The sequence below is a fragment of the Nocardiopsis potens DSM 45234 genome (genome assembly GCF_000341105.1).
GTDB lineage: Bacteria > Actinomycetota > Actinomycetes > Streptosporangiales > Streptosporangiaceae > Nocardiopsis_A > Nocardiopsis_A potens.
The window spans coordinates 82537-107548 of the sequence record NZ_ANBB01000014.1 but is presented as its reverse complement, the minus strand read 5'-3'; the positions used below and the strand labels follow the sequence as shown (position 1 = coordinate 107548).

28 protein-coding genes and 1 riboswitch are annotated in these 25012 nt (G+C 74.3%); of the genes, 12 read left to right on the top strand and 16 right to left on the bottom strand.

The genetic code is table 11. The annotated features are described in order from the left end of the window. Positions 1–170 precede the first annotated feature (170 nt). Together D459_RS0105655 and D459_RS30870 are read right to left on the bottom strand one after the other, a co-directional pair. The gene (locus D459_RS0105655; RefSeq protein WP_017592024.1) at positions 171–554 is read right to left on the bottom strand and encodes a cold-shock protein; all 384 of its coding nucleotides are present in this window, start codon (positions 552–554) and stop codon (positions 171–173) included. Positions 555–1033: 479 nt separating this feature from the next. Further along, positions 1034–1864: a hypothetical protein gene (locus D459_RS30870; RefSeq protein ID WP_051065320.1), complete on the bottom strand. Its 831-nt coding sequence runs from the start codon at positions 1862–1864 to the stop codon at positions 1034–1036. A 216-nt stretch (positions 1865–2080) separates the two neighbouring features. On the opposite strand from D459_RS30870, the gene D459_RS0105645 reads away from it, so the two are divergent. From D459_RS0105645 to D459_RS30855, 5 genes are all read left to right on the top strand, one after another. Further along, on the top strand, positions 2081–2413 hold the full coding sequence (locus D459_RS0105645) for a hypothetical protein (RefSeq protein ID WP_017592023.1): 333 nt from the start codon (positions 2081–2083) through the stop codon (positions 2411–2413). 446 nt (positions 2414–2859) lie between these two features. Next, positions 2860–3213 (top strand): CD225/dispanin family protein, encoded by a 354-nt coding sequence (locus D459_RS30865; protein ID WP_040709344.1) that lies wholly within the window; start codon positions 2860–2862, stop codon positions 3211–3213. A gap of 186 nt (positions 3214–3399) precedes the next feature. Further along, positions 3400–3795 carry a hypothetical protein gene (locus tag D459_RS36340; RefSeq protein ID WP_017592022.1) on the top strand — a complete coding sequence of 132 codons (396 nt, stop codon included), beginning with the start codon at positions 3400–3402 and terminating at the stop codon, positions 3793–3795. A gap of 27 nt (positions 3796–3822) precedes the next feature. Then, positions 3823–4323 (top strand): hypothetical protein, encoded by a 501-nt coding sequence (locus tag D459_RS37325; RefSeq protein ID WP_026120083.1) that lies wholly within the window; start codon positions 3823–3825, stop codon positions 4321–4323. 46 nt (positions 4324–4369) lie between these two features. Further along, complete coding sequence (locus D459_RS30855; RefSeq protein ID WP_017592021.1) at positions 4370–4789, top strand: hypothetical protein; 420 nt, start codon at positions 4370–4372, stop codon at positions 4787–4789. A gap of 18 nt (positions 4790–4807) precedes the next feature. Here D459_RS30855 and D459_RS0105620 read toward each other — a convergent pair whose 3' ends face one another. Beyond that, complete coding sequence (locus D459_RS0105620) at positions 4808–5044, bottom strand: hypothetical protein (RefSeq protein ID WP_017592020.1); 237 nt, start codon at positions 5042–5044, stop codon at positions 4808–4810. 248 nt (positions 5045–5292) lie between these two features. On the opposite strand from D459_RS0105620, the gene D459_RS0105615 reads away from it, so the two are divergent. Continuing rightward, on the top strand, positions 5293–6255 hold the full coding sequence (locus D459_RS0105615; protein WP_026120082.1) for a R2-like ligand-binding oxidase: 963 nt from the start codon (positions 5293–5295) through the stop codon (positions 6253–6255). Positions 6256–6313: 58 nt separating this feature from the next. On the opposite strand, the gene D459_RS0105610 is transcribed toward D459_RS0105615, so the two are convergent. The 4 genes from D459_RS0105610 to D459_RS0105595 all read right to left on the bottom strand — a co-directional run bounded on the left by D459_RS0105610 (position 6314) and on the right by D459_RS0105595 (position 9542). Next, positions 6314–7378, bottom strand: a complete 1065-nt coding sequence (locus D459_RS0105610) for an LLM class flavin-dependent oxidoreductase (RefSeq protein ID WP_051065322.1) — start codon at positions 7376–7378, stop codon at positions 6314–6316. 49 nt (positions 7379–7427) lie between these two features. Then, positions 7428–8015, bottom strand: a complete 588-nt coding sequence (locus tag D459_RS0105605; RefSeq protein ID WP_017592017.1) for a septum formation family protein — start codon at positions 8013–8015, stop codon at positions 7428–7430. A 187-nt stretch (positions 8016–8202) separates the two neighbouring features. Further along, the gene (locus tag D459_RS0105600) at positions 8203–8841 is read right to left on the bottom strand and encodes a phospholipid scramblase-related protein (RefSeq protein ID WP_051065319.1); all 639 of its coding nucleotides are present in this window, start codon (positions 8839–8841) and stop codon (positions 8203–8205) included. Between the two features lie 128 nt (positions 8842–8969). Next, positions 8970–9542, bottom strand: coding sequence for a TetR/AcrR family transcriptional regulator (locus D459_RS0105595; RefSeq protein WP_017592015.1), 573 nt, complete (start codon positions 9540–9542; stop codon positions 8970–8972). 110 nt (positions 9543–9652) lie between these two features. On the opposite strand from D459_RS0105595, the gene D459_RS0105590 reads away from it, so the two are divergent. Further along, on the top strand, positions 9653–10228 hold the full coding sequence (locus tag D459_RS0105590; RefSeq protein WP_017592014.1) for a dihydrofolate reductase family protein: 576 nt from the start codon (positions 9653–9655) through the stop codon (positions 10226–10228). 281 nt (positions 10229–10509) lie between these two features. On the opposite strand, the gene groL is transcribed toward D459_RS0105590, so the two are convergent. From groL to thrC, 3 genes are all read right to left on the bottom strand, one after another. Further along, positions 10510–12141: a chaperonin GroEL gene (groL, locus tag D459_RS0105585; RefSeq protein ID WP_017592013.1), complete on the bottom strand. Its 1632-nt coding sequence runs from the start codon at positions 12139–12141 to the stop codon at positions 10510–10512. A gap of 325 nt (positions 12142–12466) precedes the next feature. Beyond that, positions 12467–12745 (bottom strand): MoaD/ThiS family protein, encoded by a 279-nt coding sequence (locus D459_RS0105580; protein WP_017592012.1) that lies wholly within the window; start codon positions 12743–12745, stop codon positions 12467–12469. 137 nt (positions 12746–12882) lie between these two features. Further along, the gene (gene thrC, locus D459_RS0105575; protein WP_017592011.1) at positions 12883–14148 is read right to left on the bottom strand and encodes a threonine synthase; all 1266 of its coding nucleotides are present in this window, start codon (positions 14146–14148) and stop codon (positions 12883–12885) included. 13 nt (positions 14149–14161) lie between these two features. Continuing rightward, a riboswitch (SAM riboswitch) is annotated at positions 14162–14302 on the bottom strand. Positions 14303–14621: 319 nt separating this feature from the next. Here thrC and D459_RS0105570 point away from each other — a divergent pair. Further along, a complete protein-coding gene (locus tag D459_RS0105570) occupies positions 14622–16058 on the top strand; it encodes an alpha,alpha-trehalose-phosphate synthase (UDP-forming) (protein WP_017592010.1) in 1437 nt (478 codons plus the stop codon). Positions 16059–16086: 28 nt separating this feature from the next. On the opposite strand, the gene D459_RS0105565 is transcribed toward D459_RS0105570, so the two are convergent. Further along, complete coding sequence (locus D459_RS0105565) at positions 16087–16686, bottom strand: GrpB family protein (protein ID WP_017592009.1); 600 nt, start codon at positions 16684–16686, stop codon at positions 16087–16089. Between the two features lie 125 nt (positions 16687–16811). Beyond that, positions 16812–18050 (bottom strand): S8 family peptidase, encoded by a 1239-nt coding sequence (locus D459_RS0105560; protein ID WP_017592008.1) that lies wholly within the window; start codon positions 18048–18050, stop codon positions 16812–16814. 248 nt (positions 18051–18298) lie between these two features. Between D459_RS0105560 and D459_RS0105555 the strand changes: the two genes are divergently transcribed. Continuing rightward, positions 18299–18604: a DUF3263 domain-containing protein gene (locus tag D459_RS0105555; RefSeq protein ID WP_017592007.1), complete on the top strand. Its 306-nt coding sequence runs from the start codon at positions 18299–18301 to the stop codon at positions 18602–18604. 80 nt (positions 18605–18684) lie between these two features. Further along, positions 18685–19518, top strand: a complete 834-nt coding sequence (gene otsB / locus D459_RS0105550; protein ID WP_017592006.1) for a trehalose-phosphatase — start codon at positions 18685–18687, stop codon at positions 19516–19518. A gap of 98 nt (positions 19519–19616) precedes the next feature. Here the strand turns inward: otsB and D459_RS0105545 are convergent, their stop codons facing one another. The 3 genes from D459_RS0105545 to D459_RS0105535 all read right to left on the bottom strand — a co-directional run bounded on the left by D459_RS0105545 (position 19617) and on the right by D459_RS0105535 (position 22611). Further along, complete coding sequence (locus tag D459_RS0105545; protein WP_017592005.1) at positions 19617–20639, bottom strand: serine hydrolase domain-containing protein; 1023 nt, start codon at positions 20637–20639, stop codon at positions 19617–19619. 201 nt (positions 20640–20840) lie between these two features. After that, positions 20841–22346: a MocR-like pyridoxine biosynthesis transcription factor PdxR gene (gene pdxR / locus D459_RS0105540; RefSeq protein ID WP_017592004.1), complete on the bottom strand. Its 1506-nt coding sequence runs from the start codon at positions 22344–22346 to the stop codon at positions 20841–20843. A gap of 58 nt (positions 22347–22404) precedes the next feature. Continuing rightward, positions 22405–22611 (bottom strand): DUF5988 family protein, encoded by a 207-nt coding sequence (locus tag D459_RS0105535; protein WP_017592003.1) that lies wholly within the window; start codon positions 22609–22611, stop codon positions 22405–22407. 394 nt (positions 22612–23005) lie between these two features. On the opposite strand from D459_RS0105535, the gene D459_RS0105530 reads away from it, so the two are divergent. Next, the gene (locus tag D459_RS0105530) at positions 23006–23623 is read left to right on the top strand and encodes a LysE family translocator (protein WP_017592002.1); all 618 of its coding nucleotides are present in this window, start codon (positions 23006–23008) and stop codon (positions 23621–23623) included. Positions 23624–23672: 49 nt separating this feature from the next. After that, entirely contained in the window at positions 23673–24359 is a 687-nt protein-coding gene (locus tag D459_RS0105525) for a B3/B4 domain-containing protein (protein WP_017592001.1), read from the top strand. A 90-nt stretch (positions 24360–24449) separates the two neighbouring features. Here the strand turns inward: D459_RS0105525 and D459_RS30850 are convergent, their stop codons facing one another. Continuing rightward, a complete protein-coding gene (locus tag D459_RS30850) occupies positions 24450–24845 on the bottom strand; it encodes a peptidase inhibitor family I36 protein (RefSeq protein WP_017592000.1) in 396 nt (131 codons plus the stop codon). Positions 24846–25012: the final 167 nt, after the last annotated feature.

Below are 25012 nucleotides of genomic sequence, written 5' to 3'. Positions count from 1 at the left end.
CCACCACCGAGACCACGACACCGACTCGATAGACGACCGTTACGTCGAAATGGGGAGGTAGGGCGCTTCCCGGGCGGGCCGCGCGCCCCACCTGTGTCAGGGGTCACTCCGGAGTCCGGCCGGAACCGCGCCGCCCCAGCTCACCGGGGCGGCGGCGGGCCGGGCCGGGATCAGGCCTCCAGGTCGTCCGCGACCACCCGCAGGACCTGCGCGATCTTGGCCGCCTCGCGGCGGTCCGGGTGCTTGCCCCTCCGGTAGGAGCCGGACACCCCGTCCAGCAGCTTGATCAGGTCCTCGACGATGACGACCATCTCGTCGGGCTTCTTCCGCAGCGCCTTGGCCACCGACCGGGGGGCGTCGAGCAGCCGCACCTGCAGGGCCTGCGCGCCCTTGCGCCCCTCGACCACGCCGAACTCCACCCGCTGGCCGGCCCGCAGGGACTGCGTCCCGGCCGGCAGCGCCGAGGAGTGCACGAAGACCTCACCGCCGTCGTCGCGGGTGAGAAAACCGAATCCCTTGTCGTTGTCGTACCACTTGACCTTGCCGGTGGGCACGTGTGACCTCACGTTCTCGCCGTAGGACCAGACGGTGTGGGGGGACCGAGAGGGGGGCGCCCTGTTCTTAGGCGAATGTCCGCTAGATCCCGCAGACCCATCTTTTCATAGGGGATTTCAAGGCTAGTGCTCCCCGAACTCGGCGGGCGAGGGGAAGCGCGCCGCCGATTCCGCCAAATGCGGATAAACGCATCGGCCATAACCGGCCAGTGCCCCGGGCAGGGCGAGAGGCCCGGAAGCGGATTTCCGGGCCTCTCTCTGACGGCCGCCCCGCCACCGCTGGTTGCGGAGTGATGGGACGGGACCCGGCGGAGCCGGGGCGGCGTCGGACCTGCCCGGCGCCCCGAATACGGCGGGCGCCGATCGCGCCGTCCGCGCGGGAGCCGCTGTCCGGAACGGCGACGCACGACCATGCTTACCCGGGCCGCCCTTCCGACACGCCCAGGAAAGTGCAGGTCAAGGATGTTATTCCAGAGGATTTAACGGTCCATGACCCCGTTCTCCGCCTTCTCCGCGGCGGCTTTTCCGGCCGCTTTGCCGATCCGGAGCAGCATGTAGCCGGCGCACCCCGCCAGCGCCGCCCGCAGGCCGATCAGACCGGTCTCGGCGAGCGAGCCGAGCAGGTACTGGTCCACATAGGGCGCCTCCCCCGGCCACAGCGCCATGCCGACCGCCGTCGCCGCGACCGGCCCGCCCACCAGCACCCATTTGTCGCGGCGCCGCCACACCCGGCTCAGCCCCACCATCACGGCGGCGACCGGCCACAGCGGCGCGGCCGCGGCCAGGACCGCCCCGGCCAGGTGGAGCAGGAGCGCGGTCAGCTCGGCCGGGTGGGCCAGCAGCGCGCCGACGGTGCCGGCGGCCCGCCCGGCCGTGCTCCGCGACCTGGTCGTCACGATGGGCGAGCCCCGCTCCGGCCCCACCGCGACCGCCCGGCCGGTCCCGGCCTGCGATCCCAGCCAGCCGGTCTCCGGACCGCCGCGCCACGGCGGCGGGTCGCGGCGCCGGTAGACCCGCCCGTTCGGCGCGCCCGCGCCCTCCCCGTCCGGCCCGCCGCCCCCGGGGCCGCCCGCCTCCCCGGCCCGCGCGGACAGCTCCGCCTCGACCACGTCCTCCGGGGCGCCGAAGCCGCGCAGCACCCGGCGCACCTCGCCCGCGCTGCGCGCGCCGGCGGCCGCACAGGCCTCGTCCACCCTGGTCCGGACCTCCGCGAGGAAGGCGACCCGCCGCCGCGAGGGGATCGCCCCGTACGCGGCCTCCCCCACCCGCGAGACGTAGTCCAGGACCAGGCGCTCGGGTTGCTCGGTCATGGGCACATGGTGCCGCAAGATCGGCGCCGCCCGCCCGGAATCACCCCGTACTCGGCGAATATCCCGTTCACCGAGTACCGGTCGGCCGATCCACTTCCGCCTTGCTGACCGAAAGTAGCCGCGCGAGTCCGCTCCGCGGTGTATGAATGGGCCCTGCCCCCTTGCCCCGACGACCGGGGCCGCCCGCCCCGGTCCGCACCGACGAGAGAGGCCGACATGCGCGCACCCGGCTCCGCCGCCCTGGCCGCCGCCCTCACCGGGCTCCTGCTCAGCACGGCCCCCGCGGCCGGCGCCGCGACCGCCGGCTCCGGCACCCTGGAGCTCTACGCGGCCCCCGGCCTCGGCCACACCGTGCTGGAGGTCGAGGACGGCTGCCACACCTTCGCCGCGCCCCGCCCGGTGGGCTACGCCGACGCCGACCCGATCGCGGACTACGCGCTCTACTCCGGCCCGGACTGCACCGGGGTCGCGCTCGGCGCGGGGCGCGACGCCACCCAGTGGATCCCGCCGCTGCTCACCGTCCACTCGGTCCGCATCGACTTCGACTGATCCGGCCACGGCCGAGCGGAATCCCGGCCCTGCACGGGATCGGGCCTTCTGGTGAGATAGGAGGGACCTCGAAGGCCCCCGAGAAACAGAAAGGGTCGGCCGCGATGAGCGACCCGCAGCTGCCGCCCGGCGCCGCGTCCCCCCGTGACGAGCCACCGCCCCGGCGCCCCCGCAGACCCGAGGGGCCCGCCCGGCAGGAGCCGCCCCGGCGGGAGCGGGCCGAGGACCGCGCGGACCGCCCCCCGGCCCCCGCCGAGGAGCGGGAGGGGCGCGCGGACCGAGAGGAACACGCGGGCCGCGCGGAGCGAGCGGAGCGCGGAACCGCCCCGGAGCGCCGGCCCGGCACCGGCTCCCGGCCCCGCGGGGACCGCCGGGACCGCGGAGGCCACCGGGACCACGGGGACCGCGGGGCGGACACCGGCCGTGAGACCCGCGAGGCCCGCGAGGTGCGCGAGGACCGCGGAGCCGAGGAGGACCGCGAAGCCCGCGCCGAGCGCCCGGCCCCCGCCCCGGGCGGCGGCGCCAGCAGCTCCACCATGGCGCTCATCCTGCACGCGATGACCTTCCTCTGCTGCGCCAACTGGATCTTCGGCGTGGTCGGCATCGTGTTCGCGGTGCGTGCCGGGCACAAGCGCGACCGCGGCCTGTACGAGGAGGCCGAGACGCTGACCCGGTACTCCTGGTACTGCCTGGGCGCGGCTGCCGTGATGTTCTTCGTCATGGCCGTGCTCACCCTGTGGATGTTCACCCAGGCGGGCTCCTGGGTGCAGGGGTTCGTCCCCGGCAACGTCCTGTACTGAGGCCCGGCGCCGCCGCCGGGCCCTGCGTCCTCCTCACTCGATGGCCGGGGCGCCATCGGAGCGCTCCGATGGCGCCCCGGCCATCGCCCCGGGGCCGCCCGGCGGCCGGATCCGGCCGCCGGGGAACCCGCGCCGCCCGGGCGCCCATCGGAGGGGCGAGACGGAGAACTCCCTGGAGGGCGCCCCGTGCACGACCCCTACGACGGCATCGCACCGCCTCCGGACCCGGAGGACTACGACCCGCTCGACGGCATGGCGCCGCCGCCCGGGGCCGAGTACGACACCGTCGCGGAGCAGCGCACCGCCGCCACCGAGGCCGCGGCCGGCGGCGCCGCGGAGACCGTCCCGGGCTACGCCTCGACGCTCACCGCCGCGATCGCGATGACGGCCTGCTGCAACCCGGTGTGCGGGGTGATCGCGATCGTGTTCGCGGTCAACATGTCGATCGTCTCCGACGAGGCGTTGCGGCATAGGCTGCGCCGCAACGCCTGGAATACGATGGGCATCGGCGTTTTGACCGGCTTCCTGCTGATCGCCATCGCCGTGGGGATCGCAAGCGCCCCGGGGACGCCGCTCCGATGAGCCGATCACCCGGGAGGAGGGGAACTCATGCAGGGGCACCGGCCCGCCACCGAGCGGTTCTGGGAGGACGGCCCCGTCCTCATGCCGACCGCCGCGCCGCCGCACGCGGCCGCGCCGGCCTCCGCACCGCTCCCGTCCGCCCCGCCGCCGGCGGCAGTGGCGCAGGCCCCGGTACCGCAGGCCCCGGTGCCGCAGGGCTACCGCATCGCGGCCGCACCCGCCCCGCAGCCCGCTCCGGCACCCCCCGCCGGGCCTCCGGCCCGGACCGGGGCCGCCGTCGCCGCCCTGCTGTGCGCCCTGCTCAGCCTGCTCTTCCCGCTTTTCTGCCTGCTGATCGGGGCCCCGCTGCTCGGCCTGCTGATCAACGTCCCCGGCGTGGTCTTCGGCGCACTGGCCGTGGGCTCCCGCCACCCGGAGGCGGTGGAGCGGAACATCGCCCGAACCTGGGCCTGCACCCTCGTCTACCTGGCCGTGGTCGCCGCGGTCCTGCTCGGCATCATGATGATGGCCCTGGCCCTGCTGTCCTGACCACGAGGCGCTCCGGAGCGCCGGCACCGAGAGGAGCGGAGCACACATGAGCGACGAGTGGCCCCCGGCCCGGCCGTCCCAGCGCCCCGGAGGCTACGACCCGCCTCCCGGCTACCAGACCGGCGCCCAGCAGTCCTTCCCGCACGGCCCCGGGTACGGGCCGCAGCCGCCGCCGTACCCGCCCCGCCCCTACCCGGTCACCGACCCGGAGATCGAGGCGGGCCAGGGCAGCGCGGTCGGCGCGCTGGTGGTCTCGCTGATCACCATGCTCCTGTGCAGCATGCTCACCAACGCCATCGGCATGGTGTTCGCGGTCATCGCGATGTCGGAGAAGCACGACGTCGAGCGGTTCCGGCGGTTCACCAGGTACGCCTGGATCTCCAACTGGATCCACATCGGCCTGGTGGGGCTGGGGATCGTCGCGTTCGTCGCGTTCTTCGCGGTGATGATCGCCACGGCGCCCTGATCCGGCGCCGCGCCCGGCTCACACCGACGGAAGAACCCCCATGACCAGGGTGAACCCCGCGATGCCCCAGGCCAGGAGCGAGTAGCCGAGGGTGCGGGTGCGCAGCGCCGGCACGGCCTTCATCGCGGGCGTGGCGAAGGCCGCCACCATCAGGATCAGCGCCAGCATCGCCGGGATGGAGGAGGCGATGGCGAAGATCGTCATCTGGTGGGTGCAGTCCGCGTAGCCGGGAGCCAGCGGGTCGCCACAGAACACGTTCTCTCCCGGTGGTCGGCGGGGCGGGTCGCGGAACCGCCCGGCCCGGTCCCGGCGCCGGTGCGGTCACCATGACCGTACCGCCTCGCGCGCTTCGGCCGGTCCGCATCCGGCCGCCGGCCCGGGCCGGATCGCCCCCGGGCCGCCGTTCCGCCTCTTCCGAGCGGGAAAGTCCCCCGGGTGCTTTACATTCCGGCGGAGCGAGTCGAATCATGGGGGGCGACCCCGAGGCCACGGAGGTGCCCCCGATGACCGAGACCGCCCCCGCCCGCGACGGCTTCCACTCCATCCGCCGCGGCGGGCTGAACTGGAACTCCTTCCCGCTGCGGCTGTTCGCCAAGGGCAACGCCAGGTTCTGGGACCCCGCCTCGATCGACATGTCCGCCGACGCCGAGGACTGGAAGGGGCTCAGCGACGAGGCCCGGGAGCGGATCCTCCGGCTGTGCGCGCAGTTCGTCGCCGGAGAGGAGGCCGTGACCGAGGACATCCAGCCCTTCATCCGGGCGATGGCCGCCGAGGGGCGGATCGGCGACGAGATGTACCTGACCCAGTTCGCCTTCGAGGAGGCCAAGCACGTCCAGGCGTTCCGGCTCTGGCTGGACGCCGTCGGCGTCACCGAGGACCTGCACGCCCACATCGACCGGAACCCCGGCTACCGGGCCCTGTTCTACCGGGAGCTGCCCGAGTCGCTGAACCTGCTGCTCGACGACCCCTCCCCGGCCAACCAGGTGCGCGCCTCGGTCACCTACAACCACGTCATCGAGGGCGCCCTCGCGCTGACCGGCTACTACTCCTGGAACCACCTGTGCACGGCGCGGAACATCTTCCCCGGCATGCGGGAGATCATCCGCCGGATCGGCGACGACGAGCGGCGGCACATGGCCTGGGGCACCTTCACCTGCCGGCGGCACGTCGCCGCCGACGACGCCAACTGGCAGGTGGTCGCCGACCGGCTGGAGGAGCTGCTGCCGCATCTGCAGGCCACCGTCGCCTCCGCCGACACCCCGCTGGAGAGCGAGGAGGACCGGCGGTACCAGCTGCCCGAGGGCGAGCTGCTGCGCTACGCCACCGACCGGGCGCTGCGCCGGCTGGGCGCCATCGAGACCGCCCGCGGCGTACCGGTCGGCCGGATCGACGTGGACGCCTCCCCCGAGGAGCTGGAGGAGCGGTTCGGCGAGGAGGACCGGGCCGCGATGTCCCGGCTGACCTGACCCCCGAGGCGATGGTCTCGGTGCTGCGGCCGTCCCGGAGGCGGCCGCAGCACCGAGATCATCGCGGAGACGCGGGCGAAGGCGCGGGCGCGACCGCCTCGGCCAGCATCCGGTAGGAGTCCAGCATCTCCGCCCGGTCGTAGGTGCTCAGCGTGACCAGCACCTCCTCGGCGCCGATCCGCGCGGTCAGCCGGGCCAGCTCGGCGCGGACCCGGTCGGGGGTGCCGTACAGGCCCGCGGCGACCGACTCCTCCAGGTACTCCCGCTGCCGGGGCGTCATCTCCCGCTCCAGGGCCCGCTCGGCGGGCTCCAGCGGCGGGAAGACGCCCCGGGTCCGGGAGTGGGCCTGCGCCCACGCCTCCGGGACCAGCAGCCGGCGCGCCTCCTCCTCGGTCGGCGCGACCGCGACGCCGAGCGCGACCGCCGTGTAGGGCTCGGCGCCCCACACCGACGGGCGGAACGCGTCCCGGTAGCGGGCGACCACTCCGGCCATCGCCTCCTCGCCCCGGACCGGCGCGGTGACCAGGGCCAGTCCGAGCCGCCCGGCCAGCTCCGCCGAGCCCTCGCCGGTGCCGAGCAGGAACGGGGAGGGGCGCAGCCCCTCCCCCGGATAGGCCCGGACCCCGGGGTGGTCGCGCTGGTCCCCGGTGAAGTAGCCGAGCAGCTCGGCCAGGCGCTCGGGGAAGTCCGCGGCGGAGTCCCGCCCGGTGCCCAGCGCCCGGCGGATGCCGGAGGTGAACGCCAGGGAGCGGCCCACCCCCATGTCGATCCGGCCGGGGTGCAGCGACTCCAGCACCCCGAACGACTCGGCGACGGCGAGCGGCCGGTGGTTGGGCAGCATCACGCCGCCGGTGCCGACCCGGATCGAGGAGGTGCGCTCGGCGACCGCCATGGCCAGCACCGCCGGGGCCGGCCCGGCCAGGCCGGGCACCCCGTGGTGCTCGGAGACCCAGAACCGGTGGTAGCCGAGCTCTTCGGCGGCGCGGGCGAACTCGACGGTCTCGCGCACCGCCCCGGAGGGGTCCCGCCCCTCGCGGATGCTGGAGCGGTCCAGGACGGAGAGCCGCGGCCCGCCGGGGGCGGGGGCGGGAGCGGCGGTGGGGGCTTCCTGTACTGAGGTCACGTTCAGCACAACACCCCGCGGCGCCGGGCATTCCGCCCGGCGCCCGGGGTCACTGCGCGACGCCGGCGAGGCTGCCGGTGGTCTGGCCGGACGGGTCGGAGACCACGCAGGAGATCTCCCGGTCGAAGGCGTCGAACGCCTCCTGGGTCGGGGTGTAGTAGCTGAACTGGTAGATCGACTGGTCGATGGAGACGCCGATGAAGGTGGCGAACTCGGCCTCGCAGAACTCCTGCGCCTCCTGGGCCATGCCGTCCTCGCCCGGCCAGGTGGTGGCGGAGGAGGTGGTGGAGGCGTAGACCTCGGAGTCGTGCGGGGAGGAGCACTCGGTCAGCGGCACCTCGCTGACCTCGCCGACGATGCTCTCGTCGTTGAGGCAGTCGCCGACGGCGATGTCGAAGGCGGCGACGTCCTCCTCCTCGGCGGGCACGTCGGTGGCGGCGGGGTCGCTGGGCGCGTCGACCGGGGTGTCGGTCGCGGGGTCCGGGGCCTCGGGGGCGCCCTGGGACTCCTGCTGCGCCTGCTGGATGCCGCTGATCAGCGCGCCGCAGCCGGAGCTCATGGTGACGGCGCCGATGAGGGCGGCGCCCAGCAGCGCCTTCTTGGCCAGGGGGGCGAACGCGGTGGTGTCGAGGGACATCGGGGGTGGCTCCGTATTCACAGATCGGGGATGTGGCCGGGGGTCTGCCGAACCCGGCAAATATAACTCTCAAATCCGACAAATCGGATTCTTTTCGCTGTTCTTGACCGCGGTTCCCGCAGAGTGGGAACCGGCCGCCCCGCGGGGCGCCGCGCGGCCGGACGGTCTCCGGGCCCGGCCGGGCCCGTCACTTCCCTTCGGCGAGGACCAGGTCGACCGTGATGCCCGCGGCCAGGACCAGGGTCCGCAGCGGCTCGGGCAGGTTGGGGTAGCGCCGCCACAGCACGTAGCTGTCCGCCGCGGTGAAGAACTCTCCCAGGTCGGGGACGCTGCGATCGACCTTGGCGACCTCGTGGCCGCTCGCGTCGTCGATCCGGAAGCGGAACCCCCAGAAGTCCCCGTTGAGCATCCCCACCTGGCGCTTCCAGCCGTCCAGCAGCCGGAAGCCCGCCTTGAACAGCCGGAAGTCCTGATCGATGTAGCCGACGGGGGTCCCGTCGGCCAGCATGATGCCGGTCGACGCCGTCCACAGCGACCACTGCTTGTGGATCCGCAGCCGCGGGCGCCGGTAGGCGTCGTTCACCACCAGCTTGCGCGCGAAGCCCGAGGTGTTCTCTGCGAGGAAGCGGAGCGCCCGCATCCCCCCGTCGAGCCCCTCCTCATAGATGTGCGCGACGTGCCGCCCGTGGGCGTCGTAGCAGTGGTACTCCGACTCATCGACGAAGAAGCGCTTCGGCTGCTTCACGATGATCGGAACGGTGTCGAAAAGATCCTCCACGTCGGCTTTGGACGCCCCCGCCCCCGACCGGGTTCCCAGATTTCTCATTTTCACCCCGATTATCTGGGAGATTTCTCAGCACACCCGGACACACCCGTCTCGACCTGGGGGTTTCCCCCGGGGCGGTGCGGGCGCCGGGGCCGGCTCGGAGGAGGCCGGGCCCCGGCGGGCGGCGCTCAGGGGACCAGGCGGTCCACCATCAGGCCGATCAGCTCGTCCGGGTCGCACTCGCCGTCGAGCACCCCGGGGAGCGTGAGCACTTCGGCGACCAGCCCGTTGAGGGCGAGGTGGAGCAGCACCACCTCGGTCCGCCCGCCGGGCATCCCGGACGCGGCGTGCCCGGCGGCGTTGGCCTCCAGGTCCTCCCGGATCCGCTCGGTGAGCGTGGCGCGCAGCTCCGGCCGGCGGGTCGCCTCCAGGCGCAGCTCCAGCAGCGCCAGGTAGACGGTGCGGTTCTCCGCCATCCGCCCGACGATCCAGCGCATCAGGTCCGCCAGGTGCTCCTTGGTGGGCGCGCCGCTCAGCGCCTCGGCGGCCTGCTCGGGGTCGGGGGCGAGCCGCACGTAGATGTGCCCGCCGGCCTGGTTGAGCAGGTCGTCGCGGCCGGCGAAGTAGTTCGACGCGGTGCCGGCCGGGACGCCGGCCTCCGCGTCGACCGCGCGGAAGGTCAGCCCGCGCGCGCCCTGCCCGGCGAGCACCCGGAGCGCGGCGTCGAGCAGCTCGGCCCGGCGGCGGGGGTTCTTGGCCATGGTCGGGGTCCTCCTCGGAGACGGGTTGCAACCACTACACATGAAGTACTATAACTGAAGTGGTTCGGGATCCACCCCGGCACCGCACCCGTTCCGGCCTGGAGGTCCCCATGCGTGAACTCACCTACTTCGTCGCCGTCTCCGTCGACGGCTACATCTGCGCGCCGGACGGCTCGTTCGACGGCTTCCCGCACGCCGAGGACACCGGCGCGTTCCACTTCGCCGAGTACCCGGAGCTGGTCCCGGTGAGCGTCCGCGAGCAGTACGGGCTCGACCTCGGCCCCAACCGCCGCTTCGACACCATGATCCAGGGCTACGGCTCGTACCGGGTCGCCCTGGACGAGGGCGTCACCCGTCCCTATGCGCACATGCGCGAGTACGTGCTCTCCACCTCCCGCACCAGCCCGGACCCGGCGGTCCGGTTCATCTCCGGCGACCCGCTGGAGGCGGTCCGCGAGCTCAAGCGGGAGGAGGGCGGGCTGGGCATCTGCCTGGTCGGCGGAGCGAAGGCGGCCGCTGCGCTGCTGCCCGAGATCGACGCGCTCTTCATCAAGCGCTACCCGGTCCTCCTCGGCGCCGGCAAGCCCCTGTTCGACGGCGCCGACTACGCACCCGCCCGATTCGAGCCGGTCTCCCGACACACCTTCGACAGCGGCGCCGACTACACCCTCTACCGCCGCGCCTAGATGCAGCACCCCGCAACGCCCCGGCGACCTCGACACCGACGAGGAACCCGGGAAGCCCGAGAGATCAAGAGACGCCCCGCCCGAGCGCGGCGCCCCACAGGGTGAAGGTTCAGGCGGGCAGCGACGGCGGGGAGGGGACCGGCCGGTCGGTCCCCTCCCCGCCCTCGCCTCCCGCCGCCGGCGGTCCCGTTCCGGACACGACGGAGGGCGGCCCCCTTTTCGGGGACCGCCCTCGCTGTCGCGGGTGCTGCTACCGCGTACCCGGTCAGACCGGACGGGGACTAGAAGTCCATGCCGCCCATGCCGCCCGTCGGGTCGGCGCCGCCGGCGGCGGGCTTCTCCGGCTTGTCCGCGATGACCGCCTCGGTGGTCAGGAACAGGCCCGCGATGGACGCGGCGTTCTGCAGCGCGGAACGGGTGACCTTGGTCGGGTCGATGACGCCGTCCTTGAACAGGTCGGTGTACTCGCCGGTGGCGGCGTTCAGGCCGACACCCGCCTCCAGGCCCTTGACCTTCTCGGCCACGACCCCGCCCTCGAGGCCCGAGTTGACCGCGATCTGCTTCAGCGGCTCCTCGATGGCGCGGCGCACGATGTCGGCGCCGATGGCCTCGTCGCCGGAGAGCTCCAGCTTCTCGAAGGCCGGGACGCCCGCCTGCAGCAGCGCGACGCCGCCGCCGGGCAGGATGCCCTCCTCGACGGCCGCCTTGGCGTTGCGGACGGCGTCCTCGATGCGGTGCTTGCGCTCCTTGAGCTCCACCTCGGTGGCGGCACCGGCCTTGATGACCGCGACGCCGCCGGCCAGGCGGGCGAGGCGCTCCTGGAGCTTCTCGCGGTCGTAGTCGGAGTCGGTGCGCTCGATCTCGGAGCGGATCTCGTTGACCCGGCCCTGGATCGCGGTGGCGTCGCCGGCGCCGTCGACGATGGTGGTCTCGTCCTTGGTGACGACGACCTTGCGGGCGCGGCCGAGCATGTCCAGCTCGGTGTTCTCCAGCTTGAGGCCCACCTCTTCGGTGATGACCTGGCCGCCGGTGAGGACCGCGATGTCGCCCAGCTGCGCCTTGCGGCGGTCGCCGAAGCCCGGGGCCTTGACCGCGACGGACTTGAAGGTGCCGCGGATCTTGTTGACGACCAGCGTCTGCAGGGCGCCGCCCTCGACGTCCTCGGCGATGACCATCAGCGGACGGCCGGCCTGCAGGACCTTCTCCACAACGGGGAGGAACTCGTTGTTGTTGGAGATCTTGGAGTTGACGATGAGGATGTAGGGGTCCTCGAGGACCGTCTCCATCCGCTCCAGGTCGGTGGCGAAGTAGGGCGAGATGTAGCCCTTGTCGAAGCGCATGCCCTCGGCGAGCTCCAGCTCGAGCCCGAAGGTCTGCCCCTCCTCGACGGTGATGACGCCTTCCTTGCCGACCTTGTCCATGGCCTCGGCGATGGCCTCGCCGATCTGGGTGTCGCCGGCGGAGATGGAGGCGGTGGAGGCGATCTGCTCCTTGGTCTCGATCTCCTTGGAGAGCTTGGCCAGCTCCTCGCTGATGCGGGAGACGGCGGCCTCGATGCCGCGCTTCAGACCGACCGGGTTGGCGCCCGCGGCGACGTTGCGCAGACCCTCGCGCACCAGGGCCTGGGCCAGCACGGTGGCGGTGGTGGTGCCGTCACCGGCGACGTCGTCGGTCTTCTTGGCGACCTCCTTGACGAGCTCGGCGCCGATCTTCTCGTACGGCTCCTCGAGCTCGATCTCCTTGGCGATGGAGACGCCGTCGTTGGTGATGGTGGGGGCGCCCCACTTCTTCTCCAGGACGACGTTGCGGCCCTTGGGGCCGAGCGTCACCTTGACGGCGTCAGCGAGCGTGTTCATGCCGCGCTCGAGGCCGCGACGGGCTTCCTCGTCGAACGCGATCAGTTTGGCTGCCATAGACTTCCTGTCCTCCCGGGACGGGCTGATACGCGAAGGAACGAGCCGACGCCCGCGACGGACGACCGCGGTCCCGTCGGCGTTCCGGTGCCGGCGGCCGCAGCCTCATCGTCTCGATCCCGAATTAGCACTCCAGGTCTCGGAGTGCTAACGACTCCCCTTTTTAGCACTCGCCCCCTGCGAGTGCAAACGCCTTGCGGAGGTTTCCCCCGGCGGTTACCCGCAGGTCAACCAGGTTGCGGCCGGTCCCGGCCGAGGTCCGGGAACACGACCGCCGCACCCGGTTCGCACCGGATGCGGCGGTCGGAAGAGGGCCGGGCCGCGGTCAGCAGCCGCCCGCCACGGCGGGGATGATCGACACCTCGGTGCCGTCGGCGGTGGCGGTGTCCAGCCCGTCGGCGAACCGGACGTCCTCGTCGCCGACGTAGACGTTGACGAACCGGCGCAGCTTGCCGGAGTCGTCGACGATCCGGGCCCGGATGCCCGGGTGGTCGGCGTCCAGGCTGTTCAGGACCTCGTCGAGGGTGGCGCCCTCGGCGGTCACCTGGGCGGCGTCCTTGGTGTAGGTGCGCAGGATGGTGGGGACTCGGACACTGACGCTCATGGCTGCGGTCTCTCCTTAGCGGCTCTGCGTTGATCTTGGACTTATCGACCGGTCCCGGTCCGCGAACCAGTACTGGCAAGTGGTCCTGGACCGGTCGATAAGTCCAAGATCAACGCGGGGGAGGGCCCGGCCACGGCCTAGAGCAGGCCGGCCTCCTTGAAGGCGGCCAGGGACGGCCGGATGGTGGCGGTGACGCCGGAGTCCACCGCGTTCAGCGTCTTCAGGCCGTCGCCGGTGTTCAGCACCACCGTCTCGGCCTGCGGGTCGAGCACCCCCTCGGCCAGCAGCCTGCGCAGCACCCCGGTGGTGACGCCGCCCGCGGTCTCGGCGAAGATCCCCTCGGTGCGGGCGAGCAGCTTGATCGAGTCGACCACCTCGGCGTCGCTGACGTGCGCGACCGCGCCGCCGGTGCGCCGGCACACGTCGAGCACGTAGGGGCCGTCCGCCGGGTTGCCGATCGCCAGCGACTTGGCGATGGTGTCCGGCTTGACCGGCTGGATCACGTCGTGGCCCTGCTCGAAGGCGCGGGCGACCGGGGAGCACCCGGTGGCCTGGGCGCCGAAGACCTTGTACGGGCGGTCCTCCACCAGGCCCAGCCTGATCAGCTCCTGGAAGCCCTTGTCGATCTTGGTGAGCTGGGAGCCGGACGCGATCGGCACCACGATCTGCTCGGGCAGCCGCCAGCCGAGCTGCTCGGCGATCTCGTAGGCCAGCGTCTTGGAGCCCTCGCCGTAGTAGGGGCGCAGGTTGACGTTGACGAAGCCCCAGTCCTCGCCGGCCGGGTCGCCGATGAGCTCGGAGCAGAACCGGTTCACGTCGTCGTAGTTGCCGTCCAGGGCGACGACCTTGCCGCCGTAGACCGCGGCCATCACGACCTTGCCCTCTTCCAGGCCGGCCGGGATGAACACGCAGGACTCGAAGCCGGCGCGGGCGGCCGCGGCGCCCACCGCGCCGGCCAGGTTGCCGGTGGAGGAGCAGGACAGGGTGCGGAACCCGAAGGTGCGGGCGGCCTCGACGGCGATGGCCACCACCCGGTCCTTGAAGGAGTGGGTGGGGTTGCCGGAGTCGTCCTTGACGTGCAGCGAGCGCAGGCCCAGCTCGGCGGCGAGGCGGTCGGCGCGGACCAGCGGGGTCAGGCCGGGCTTCATGTTGGGCAGCTCGTCCACGTCGGCCGGGACGGGCAGCAGGGGGGCGTAGCGCCAGATGTTCAGCGGCCCGGCCTCGATCTGCTCCCGGGTGACCGCGCCGTGGTCGTAGGCGACCTCCAGCGGGCCGAAACAGAACTCGCAGGCGAACTTCGGGCCGAGGTCGTAGCGCTCGCCGCACTCCCGGCAGGACAGCGCGGCGGCGGGGCCGAAGGGCCGGGCGGAGGTGGCGGCGGGTTCGGTGGCGGCAATCGCCATGGCGAGGCGTCTCCCCTCATCTTTCCTGGCGACCGATCTGGCCCCAGGCCGGAGTTGGCACCTGTCCCGGCCGCCTCGCCTGGTTACGAGCGCACGCACCGAGATGGTTGCCGGGGCTTCGCAGGGCCGGTCCCTCCACCCCTCTGGATGAGCAATGTGAAGTTGTGGGCGGACCCCTGACCACGTCCGTTTTGTCCACGGTTTCGGTCGGGATTCCGATCGCCACTGTAACGGACCGCGCGACCGCCTTCCAGAGCGAGTGACCCGGATTACACCCGCGGAGGCGGCCGTGGGGGATGTCACGGCCGCCCGGGACGGCCGTGACCGGTGGGGGGTTTGCGGCCGCCCGCGCAGGGCGAAACCCTTAAGACCACGCGGGGGCGGACCCCGCGCGTGGTTCGGCGCTCCCCGCGCTCAGCGGCCGCGCCAGGGCGCGCTCCCGACCGACCACACGGCGAGAGGTGAACGAACAGGTGGACAAGGCGCAGATCCTCGTCGCTTCCAACCGGGGCCCGGTGTCCTTCTCGATCGGCGCGGACGGCTCGCTGGGCCACCGCCGCGGCGGCGGCGGACTGGTCTCCGGGCTCAGCTCCGCCGCGGAGGGCACCGACACCCTGTGGGTGTGCGCGGCGCTCTCCGACGCCGACCGCAAGGCCGCCGCCGAGTCCGGCGACGGCCGCATCGACCGCGTCGCCGACCTGGGCGGCATGCACGTGACCATGCTCGACATCCCGCAGGACGTGTTCGCCAACGCCTACACCGGGATCGCCAACTCCACGCTCTGGTTCGTCCAGCACATGCTGTACGACACCGCCAACGCGCCCGACTTCGACGCCGGCTTCCGCGCCCGCTGGGCCGACTACCGCGCCTACAACGCCGCCTTCGCCGAGGCCCTGCTCACCGGCTCCGCCGAGGGCGCCAAGGTGGCGGTGCAGGACTACCACCTGGCGCTGCTCCCCCGGATGCTCCGCGGCCGCCGCCCCGACCTGCGCATCGCGCACTTCTCGCACACCCCCTGGGCGCCGCCGGAGTACTTCCGGCTGCTGCCCGCCGACGTCCGCCGCGAGCTGCTGGAGGGCATGCTCGGCGCCGACCACCTCGGCTTCCTCAGCCCCCGCTGGGCCGACGCCTTCCTCCGCTGCTGCGCCGAGTTCCTCCGCGCCACCGTCGACCCGGCCCGGCGCACGGTCGAGTACGGCGGCCGGGTGATCGGGGTGGAGGTGCACGCACTGGGCGCCGACGCCGACGGGCTGCGCGAGCGGGCCGCCGCCGACGACGTGGCCGAGCGCGCCGCCGCGCTGCGCGAGCGGGTCGGGGACCGCCGGCTCATCGTCCGGGTGGACCGCACCGAGCTGTCCAAGAACATCGTCCGCGGCCTGGAGGCCTACCGCGAGCTGCTCCGCTCCCGCCCGGAGTGGCGCGGCAGGGTCTCCCACCTGGCCTTCGCCTACCCCAGCCGGACCGACGTGCCGGAGTACCTCGCCTACACCGAGCGGGTGCGCCGACTGGCCGAGGAGATCACGGAGGAGTTCGCCACCCCGGACTGGGCCCCGCTGGTGCTGGAGGTCAACGACGACTTCCCGCGCTCCCTGGCCGCCTACCGGATGGCCGACGTGCTGCTGGTCAACCCGATCCGGGACGGGATGAACCTGGTCGCCAAGGAGGGGCCGGTGCTCTCCGAGCACGGCTGCGCCCTGGTGCTGTCCACCGAGGCCGGCGCCGCCGACGAGCTGGGCGCGGACGCGCTGCTGGTCAACCCGTACGACGTGGTGGAGACCGCCGAGGCGCTGCACACCGCGCTGTCCATGCCGGACGGGGAGCGGTCCGCCCGGTGCGAGCGGCTGGTCGAGGCGGCCACCGCCCTCCCGCCGACCCGCTGGTTCCGCCGCCAGCTCGACGCCCTGCGCTGATCCGCCCTATCTCTACAACGAGGGGTGGTCAGTCCTCCCCGCCGGCCCGGGACAGGATCTCGTCGACCACCCCGGTCTTGGCGTCGCCGTACTCCCGGACCGACCCCCAGGTGCGCCCGGCCAGCTCCCGCTTGGTCCGCTCGTAGAGCTCCCGGTCCTCGGCCGAGGACCGGAGCCGGTCGCGGAACCGCAGCATCCGCCGGGCCTCCGAGCCCTCCGGGTAGACGTGCAGGTTCACGTTGACGTCGGGCCCCTTGAAGCCGCGGTGCCCGGAGCGCTCCGGTTCGACCAGGAAGAGCCGGTACCCGGCGCCCTCCAGGGCGGGCCGGTAGGCCTCCTCGTCATCGGGGTCGGCGACCAGCAGCAGGACGTCGACGCAGGGCTTGGCGGCCAGGCCGGGGACGGCGGTGGAGCCGACGTGCTCGATGCCGAGGACCGCCCCGCCGAGCAGGCCGCGGATCCGCTCGACCTCCCGCTGGAACAGGTAGGGCCACTTCGGGTCGGATTCGACGATGAGGACCCGGCCGGTCGCCCGGTCGAAGTGCCGGGTCTCGACGGTCGCGGCGTCGCCCGGGTCCGCGCCGCGCACGGGCAGCGGCGGGCCGGGGGGTTCGGTACTGGGGGACATGCAGGCACTCTTGTGACCTGGCACCCCCTTGTCAACCCTGGTGCCCTCCCCGGCGCCCCGCGGCCGCTTCCGGCCGCCCCCGAACGCAGTTCTCGGCGCCGGGATCGGCCCGGAAAGGGCGGGGGCTACTTCCGGCGGCGGCCTGCGCCCTTGCGGCGGCGGCCGATGGAGCGGGTGGTGCGCTCCTGCTCGGCCGCGGCGGCGGGCACCTCGACCGGCTCGTCCTCGGGCAGGTCGTAGGGGTTCCGGGTGGCGCGGCGGAACAGCACCACGCCGACCACCGCGAGGGCGATGAGCAGCACGCCGCCCGCGGTCCACAGCGTCCAGGCCGGGACCGGGAGGCCGTCGTCCTCGGTGACCAGGTCCTCGTCGTAGAGCGGGACGCCCTCGGCCGCGGCGTCCGCCTCGCGGACCGCGCCGGGCGCGCTGAGCACGCCGTTCTCCGCACCCGCGGTCAGCGCCTCGGCGGCCTGCGCCGGGAGGAGCTGCGGGTGCGCGGCGCGGACCAGGGCCCCGACACCGCCGGCCAGTGCGGCCGCCGCGTCGTCCCCGCTGACCTCCGCGTAGTCGCCGCCGGCCGCGATGGCGTCCACGCCCGCCCCGGGGGCGAGCAGGTCGGCGCCGGCCCCGGCGCCGCCCGGGGTCCCGCCCGCCGCGGGCGCCAGGGACTCGCCGACCGCGCCGACGGTGAGCGCGCCCTCCACGTCCCCGGCGGCCTCGGCCACCGGGTCGCCCGCGGGCAGCAGCACCAGCGCGCCGGAGCGCACCGCGTCGCCCACCGCGTCGGCCACCCCCGCGCCCTCCTGGCCGGCGGAGACGCCCTCGGCCACCACCACGACCTGGGCGCCCTCGTCCGCCGCGTAGCGGATGCCCTGCTCCAGCGCGTCGGCATCGGCGGCCTCGCCGCCCTCGGGGGCCACCCGGACCGAGAGCAGCCCGGCGCCCGGCGCCGAGCCGAGCACCCCGCCGAGGTGCTCCTTGCCGTGGCCGCGGGCGGCGGCGATGCCGGCCAGCGCGGTGGAGGAGCCGTCGGCGCCCTCCCCCGGACCGCCGGAGAAGTCGGTTCCCGCGGTGACCTCGCCGCGCAGGTCCGGGTGGTCGGTGTCCACCCCGGTGCCGACGATCGCGACGGTGGCGCCGCCGCCGCGGCCCGCCTCCTCGTCGCCCGCCTCACCGGACCCACCGGCGTCCCAGGCCTCCTGCGCCCCGATCGCCTCCAGGGCCCACTGCTCGCGCAGCAGACCGCCCGAACCGGTGTCCGCGGCGGCGGTCCCGGCGCCCGCCTGTGCGGCGATCACCGCCGCGAGCAGGGGGACCGCCGCCAGTCCGCGCCCGAGGTGCGTGCCGGCCTGCCTGGTGCGCATGATGAAGCAATCCCCCTGAGCCGTCTCTCCTACCCGCGCCCACCTGCGGCTTCTCCGGCGAGTGCGCGGGTCGGTGCCGTGTGCACCGGCAATTCTGCCAGCTTCGCGCGGGTATGCGTGCCGGGCAGCCGGCCCTGCTGGAATGGACAGCACTTCCTTACCGTTCCGGCCGTTCCGCACCACACGCCCCGTGTCGGTCATCCCGACTCGCTACGATGATTCGCGCCGACCCGACCTGGAGACGTGCGATGCCAGACTCCACTACCCGCGACCGAGAACCGTCCGACCCCTCATCCGAGCCCGCCGGCCTCGCCGAGCGCGAGCGCCGCATCCTCGCCTTCGAGAGCCAGTGGTGGAAGCTCGAAGGCTCCAAGGAGCAGGCCATCCGCGATGAGTTCGGTTTCTCGCCCACTCGCTACTACCAGCTGCTGAACGGCCTCGTCGAGCGGCCCGAGGCCCAGGCGTTCGACCCGCTGACCGTCAAGCGCCTCCGCCGGCTGCGCGCCGACCGCCGCCGCCAGCGGACAGCCCGCGACCTGGGCATCCGCCTCTGAGGTCCGGCCCCGCACCGGGTCCGCCCGGTGGGCCGCGCTCCGCCGCACCCCGCTCGCTCCCGCAGGGAACAGGTCCGCCCATGCCCTTGCCCCGCCCGAGTACGCCCGCCGGGCGCGCCGCGCTCGACGCGATCGCCTCGGAGCCCTCGTCGGCGCTGCTCGCCTTCGACTTCGACGGCACGCTCGCCCCGATCGTCGCGGACCCGCGCGACTCCCGGCCGCTCCCGGCGGTGGTCGACGCGCTGGCCGCGCTGGCCCCGGCGGTCGCCGGCACCGCCGTGGTGACCGGCCGCCCCGCCGCGACCGCGGTGGCCTACGGCGGGCTGGACCGGGTGCCGGGCATCACCGTGCTGGGCCACTACGGCCTGGAGCGGTGGGAGGGCGGCCGGCTGGACGCCCCGGAGCCGCACCCGGGCCTGGCCGAGGTCCGGGCGGAGCTGCCCGGCCTGGTCGAGGCGGTGCGCGCCCGCTTCCCCGGCGCCGACGGCACCGCGGTGGAGGACAAGGACCGCTCGCTGGCGGTGCACACCCGACGCGCCGCCGACCCCGGCGGGGCCCTGCGCGAGCTGCGCGAGCCGCTGGCCCGGCTGGCCGAGCGGACCGGGCTGGCGGTGGAGCCGGGCCGGATGGTGATCGAGCTCCGCCCGCCGGACATGGACAAGGGGGCCGCGCTGGCCGGGCTCGCCGCCGGCCTGGGCGCCCGGTCGGTCCTGTACGCCGGGGACGACCTGGGCGACCTGCCCGCGTTCGCCGCGGTGCGCAGGCTGCGCGCCGACGGGGTGCCGGGGCTGGCCGTGTGCAGCGGCTCCACCGAGGTGTCCGCGCTGGCCGAGGAGGCCGACCTGGTGGTGGACGGCCCGCCCGGGGTGGCCGGCCTGCTGCAGGCGCTGCTCGCGGCCGTCCGCCCGGACTGAGCGCCCCGCCCCCACGGCGATGATCTCGACGTTGCGGGGGTGTCAGAGCGCTCTGATACCCCCGCAACGTCAAGATCATCGGAAAGGGGCGGCCGGGGTCAGGTGGAGAAGCAGGCGCGGGCGGCCGCGCGCAGGTCGCTGAGGCCGGTGCGCTTGCGGCCGTAGTGCACCGCGTTGGTCAGCAGGCCGACGTAGCGGCCGGTGGCGGGGTGCAGGAACAGGCTGGTCCCGGTGTAGCCGTGGTGGTAGACCACCCCTTCGTCGTCGACCAGCCAGGCCAGCCCGCGGGAGAGGCGCTCGTCGATGCGGACCGCCGGAGCCCAGCTCTCGTGCACGAACTCCGCCGGGACCAGCGTCCCCTCCTCCCCCTCCGCGGAGCGCAGCACCTCGCGGGCGAAGGCGCCCACGTCGATCGCGGTGCTGAACAGGCCGGCGTGCCCGGCGATGCCGCCCATCAGCGCGGCCGCCTCGTCGTGCACCACCCCCCAGATCGGCCCGGCGCCGGGGATCCTGCGCTCGGTCGGGGCGACCCCGGCCGAGCGCGGCAGCGGCCCGTAGCCGGTGGCGGACATCCCCGCGTCCCGCCACAGGTCGTGCATGGCCACGTCCAGCGTGGTGTCCAGCAGCCGCTCCAGGACCAGGCCGAGCAGGATGAACCCGCGGTCGATGTAGCGGTAGCCCTCCTCGTCCAGCGGCTCGGACAGGATCGCCTCGGCCAGGTCCCGCTCGGTGCCGACGTAGGTCTCCAGCCAGCTCACCGGGTTCAGCCGGGAGGTGTGCGTGAGGATCTGCCGGACGGTCACCTCCCCGCCGGGGTACGGGCCGCCCGGCAGGTACCGGCCCAGCGGTTCGTCCAGTCCGAGCACGCCCTCCCGCGCGGCGCGCCCGGCCAGCGGCCAGGTCGCCATCACCTTGGTCAGGCTCGCGACGTCGTAGCGGACGTCGGGCCCGGAGAGCAGGTCGCCCCGGCCCCCGATGATCCCGCCGACCGCCACGAACTCCCACATGCTCCCGGTGCCGACGACCGCGGTCCCCCCGGGAAGCCACCCGGCGTCGACCATCACCTTCAGCACGCCGCGGATGTCCGTCGCCGTTTCCGCGACCCAGTCACCGTCGTGCACGCGCCCTCCCCCCGAGAATCCCACTCCCCGCTGTGGCGATACCCCCCGCACCCGGCGGCCTCACCCCCTCCGCCGCCGATTGCCCGGCACCGCCCGGACCGAAAACCGCTGAACCGGGCGGACCGGGCGCCCGTTCCCGGGTTCCGGGGATTCGGGCACCCGTTTCGGGCCGAGATGTCGTGCATTTCTTCCTCCGCCGCATCACCGCCGGGGAGGGCCGGGGAAGCCGCGCCGGGCCCGGGCCAGCAGCGCGACGGCCTCGGCGATCGCGCCCGGGGAGCAGGCCGCGTACCCCAGCACCAGGCCGGGCGGGCCGGGGAGCCGGCGGTGCCAGGACAGCGGCTGGGTCTTCACCCCCTCGGCCAGCGCGGCCGCGGCCAGCGCGGTGTCGTCGAAGTCCCCGCCGAAGGTGACGGTCAGGTGCAGTCCCGCGGCGGCGCCGTGCACCCGGGCGTCGGGCAGGCCGGCGGCGAGTGCGGCGATCATCGCGTCCCGCCGGAGGCGGTGCCGCCGGCGCAGGAAGCGCAGGTGCCGCTCCATGTCGCCGGAGTCCATCAGCCGGGCCAGGACCAGCTGCGGGAGGACTGCGTTGCCGAGGTCGTCGTCGCGCTTGGCCGCGGCGAGCGGGCCGCGCAGCTCCGGCGGCGGCACGATCCAGCCGGTGCGCAGCGCGGGCGCCAGCAGTTTGGAGACGCTGCCCAGGTAGCAGACCCGGTCCGGGAGGAGCGAGCGGAACGCGGCCACCGGCGGGCGGTCGTAGCGGTGCTCGGCGTCGTAGTCGTCCTCGATCACCAGGCCGCCGGCGCGCGCCCAGTCGGCCAGCTCGCGGCGGCGCTCCCCGCCGAGGACGACCCCGGTGGGGAACTGGTGGGCGGGGGTGAGCATCACCGCGCGGGCGCCGGTGGCGCGCAGCGCGGCGACCCGGATCCCGTGCCGGTCGACCGGGACCGGCGGGGTGGCGGCGCCGCGGCCGGCCAGGTGCCGGCGGACCCCCATCGACCCGGGCTCCTCCACCGCGACGGCGTCGATGCCCCGCTCCGCCAGGACCGGGACCAGCATGGACAGCGCCTGGGAGACGCCGGCCACGATGACCACGTCGCCGGGGGCGGCGCGGATGCCGCGATTGCGGGCGAGCCAGCCGGCGACCGCGCGGCGCAGCGCCGGCGTGCCGGCCGGGTCGCCGTAGCCCAGGTCGGCGGCGGAGAGGCCGTCCAGCACCGCCCGCTCGGCGCGCAGCCACGCCGCGCGGGGGAACGCCGAGAGCGACGGGACGCCGGGGGTCAGGTCGTACCGGGCGGGGGCGGCGCGCAGCTCCGCGAAGACGTCCGGGCCGGGGTCGGCGGAGAACGGCCCGTCCGGCGGGGCCGGGGCGGGGGCCGCGGGCGCGGGCGCGGGGGCCGGGGCGGCGGCGACCACGGTGCCGTTCCGGCCCCGCCCGCTGATCTGGCCGCCTTCGCTGAGCCGCCGGTAGGCCTCGGTGACGACGCCGCGGGAGACGCCGAGCTCGGCGGCGAGCGCCCGGGTGGCGGGCAGCCGCGACCCGGTGGGCAGCCGCCCGTCGGCGATGGCGCCGCGCAGCCGCTCGGCCAGCCATCCGGCCAGGCCGCCGCGGGGCGCCTCCGCCGGGTCGAGCTGGAGGAAGTCGGCGCCCGCCCGGCCGGCGCGGGCGCCGTCCCGCTCCTCTTCCCCGTCCTTCGCCTGCTCCACGGGCCCACGGTAACGACACCGCCGGCCGAAGTGCCGGCGGGGAGCACCGCGGCGGCCCCTACTCCGCGATCTCCGTCCGGGAGGACCACTCGTACACCGGGAGCCGCCCCTCGGGGGTCTCGCGCTGCCTCGGTGTCGCGGTGAAGTGCTCGTATCCGCCCTGGAAGGGGATCTTGATCTCGGTCTTCGAGGGCTCGGCGGGAACGACCCGCTCGCGCAGGTCCCCCGGTCCGCCTTCGAGGATCGCCTTCGCGCCATCGTCCATGCTCCGAGTATCCCACCGCCCCTCCCGCCCGAGGGGGACCGACGCGGCGCCGAACGGGACCGCTTTCCCCCTGCGACCTGCGCGAATCCGACTCCGCCGGATGAACCCCCGCACGCGGCCCGATCCCCACCGCTCCCCAGGGCGGCCCGGGCGCCGGACCGCGCTTCGCGACCGGGGCCCGTCCGGGGATCCTTCCGGGGTGGGCCCGCCCCGGCTCCGGGCGCTCCCGGGGCGCGCGGCGACCGGCCGTGCGCAGGGGCCCGAGGCGGAGCACCTCCTCTTTGGACCACTCGCCCGCATCGGTTTTGGATCTGTCCGGCGGACCATCACCGGCGGGAGGCTGGTCGGGCAAGCGGCGGCCGTGCCGTCCCACACCCACGTCCGAAAGTCCGCCATGAGCATCGAATTCCTGCTGACGTCGCTCATCGTCGTCGCCACCCCCGGTACCGGCGCGCTGTTCACCATGGCGGCCGGCCTCGCCCGGGGCGCGCGGGCGAGCGCCGTCGCCGCGCTGGCCTGCGCCATCGGCACGCTGCCGCACGCGGCGGCGGCGCTGACCGGTCTGGCGGCCCTGCTGCACACCAGCGCCCTGGCATTCCAGGTGCTCAAGTACCTGGGCGTGGCCTACCTGCTGTACATGGCGTGGACCATGCTGCGCGACCGGGGCGCGCCGGCCGTCCCGGAGGACCCCCGGGACGAGCACCGACCGGTCGGCCGAGTGATCGCCTCCGGCGTCCTGGTCAACCTGCTCAACCCGAAGCTGACCATCTTCTTCTTCGCGTTCCTGCCGCAGTTCGCCGACCCGGCCGCGCCCGACGCGCTGGTCCGGATGGCGGCGCTGAGCGGCGTCTTCACCGGGCTCACCCTGGTGGTCTTCCTCGGCTACGGGGTGTTCGCCGCCGCCGTCCGCTCCTTCATCGCCGCCCGGCCGCGCGCCCTGGCCTGGATCCGCCGCTCCTTCGCGGGGGCCTTCGCCGTCCTCGGCGTCCAGCTCGCCCTCGCCTCCCGCTGACCCCGCACCCGACACCCGACACCCGACCGAAGGGAACCAGGAGACCCGCATGCACTTCCGGCACTCCGACGACGTCCGGGCGGCCTTCCCCGAGCTCGCCGCGGGCGCGCTCACCGCCGGCGCCCCCACCGCCCCGGTCGACGACCGGCTCGCCGAGCTGCACACCCGGGCGAAGGCCCGGCTGGCCGACGCACCGCTCAGCGCCCTGCCCGAGATCGGCGCCTGGCGCCGCGCGTTCTCCCGGATGGGCCTGAAGCCGACGCAGTACCGGTGCGCCTCGGAGTCGCTGCTGCGCCGGTTCGCCAAGGAGGGGACGCTGCCCCGGATCCACCCGCTGGTCGACCTCTGCAACGCGGTGTCGATGGCCTACGCGATCCCGGTCGCCGCCCTCGACCTGGACCGGATCGACGGCGACCTGGAGGTCCGCCCGGCCGGCGGCGGGGAGGTGTACGTGCCGCTGTCCGGTGGCTCCGAGCACCCCGCCCCGGGCGAGATCGTCTTCGCCGACGCCGGCGGCAACGCGCACGCCCGGCGCTGGACCAACCGGCAGAGCGGCCTGTCCGCGGTCCGCCCCGGCACCGGGCGGGTGCTGATCGTCGCCGAGGCGATGCACGACGGCGCCGCCGCCGACGTCGCCGCCCTGCTCCGCACCCTGGCCGCGGACCTGGACGCGCTGGGCGCCGCCCCGTCCCGCCCGGCCCTGCTGACCCGCGACGCCCCCGGCTTCACCTGCTGAGGCCTCTTCCTCCGCCCGCGCCCGCCGACCCCCGTACGGCGGGCGCGGGCCGCGCCGGACGGCCGGAGCCGCCCGGCGCGGCCGCGGGCGCTAATCGGCCCGGACCGAGCTCACGACGCCGCCGGCGAAATCGTTCAGGTCCCGCGGGACGTCATAGGCGAAGAAATAGAAGACCGGGTCGAGCGTGGTCGGCGGAGTCGGCTTGTAGTTGTAGCCGGCCCACCCTTCGATCGGCCTGGCGGAGCGGTTCCACACCGAGTGGACGTTGTTGTCCAGCCCCTGCAGGCGCAGGTCCGACGACCCGTACTTGAAGATCCCGATCTTCCCCGTGCCCCCGTAGCCGGAGAAGAGGCAGAAGTACCCGTGCGGGCACCGGTCGTACCCGGTTGCCGCCTGCGCCGGCGCCGCCACGGCGGTCCCGGCGAACAGCATCGCTCCCGCGGCCGCGATCGCGACCGCCCCCTTCTTCAGAATGGACACGTCCACCCCCGTCTTCTCGGTTGCTGCGGAGGTGCGATCGAATCAGAGAACGTCCGTTCTCGCCAGTTCGCCCCGGTACGGCGGAAGACCGCCGATTCCACGGAACGGAACCGGCCCGTTCCCCGTCCGACTCCCGGGCCGGAGTATCCCCGCGGAGGCCCCGGAGGCGCCCG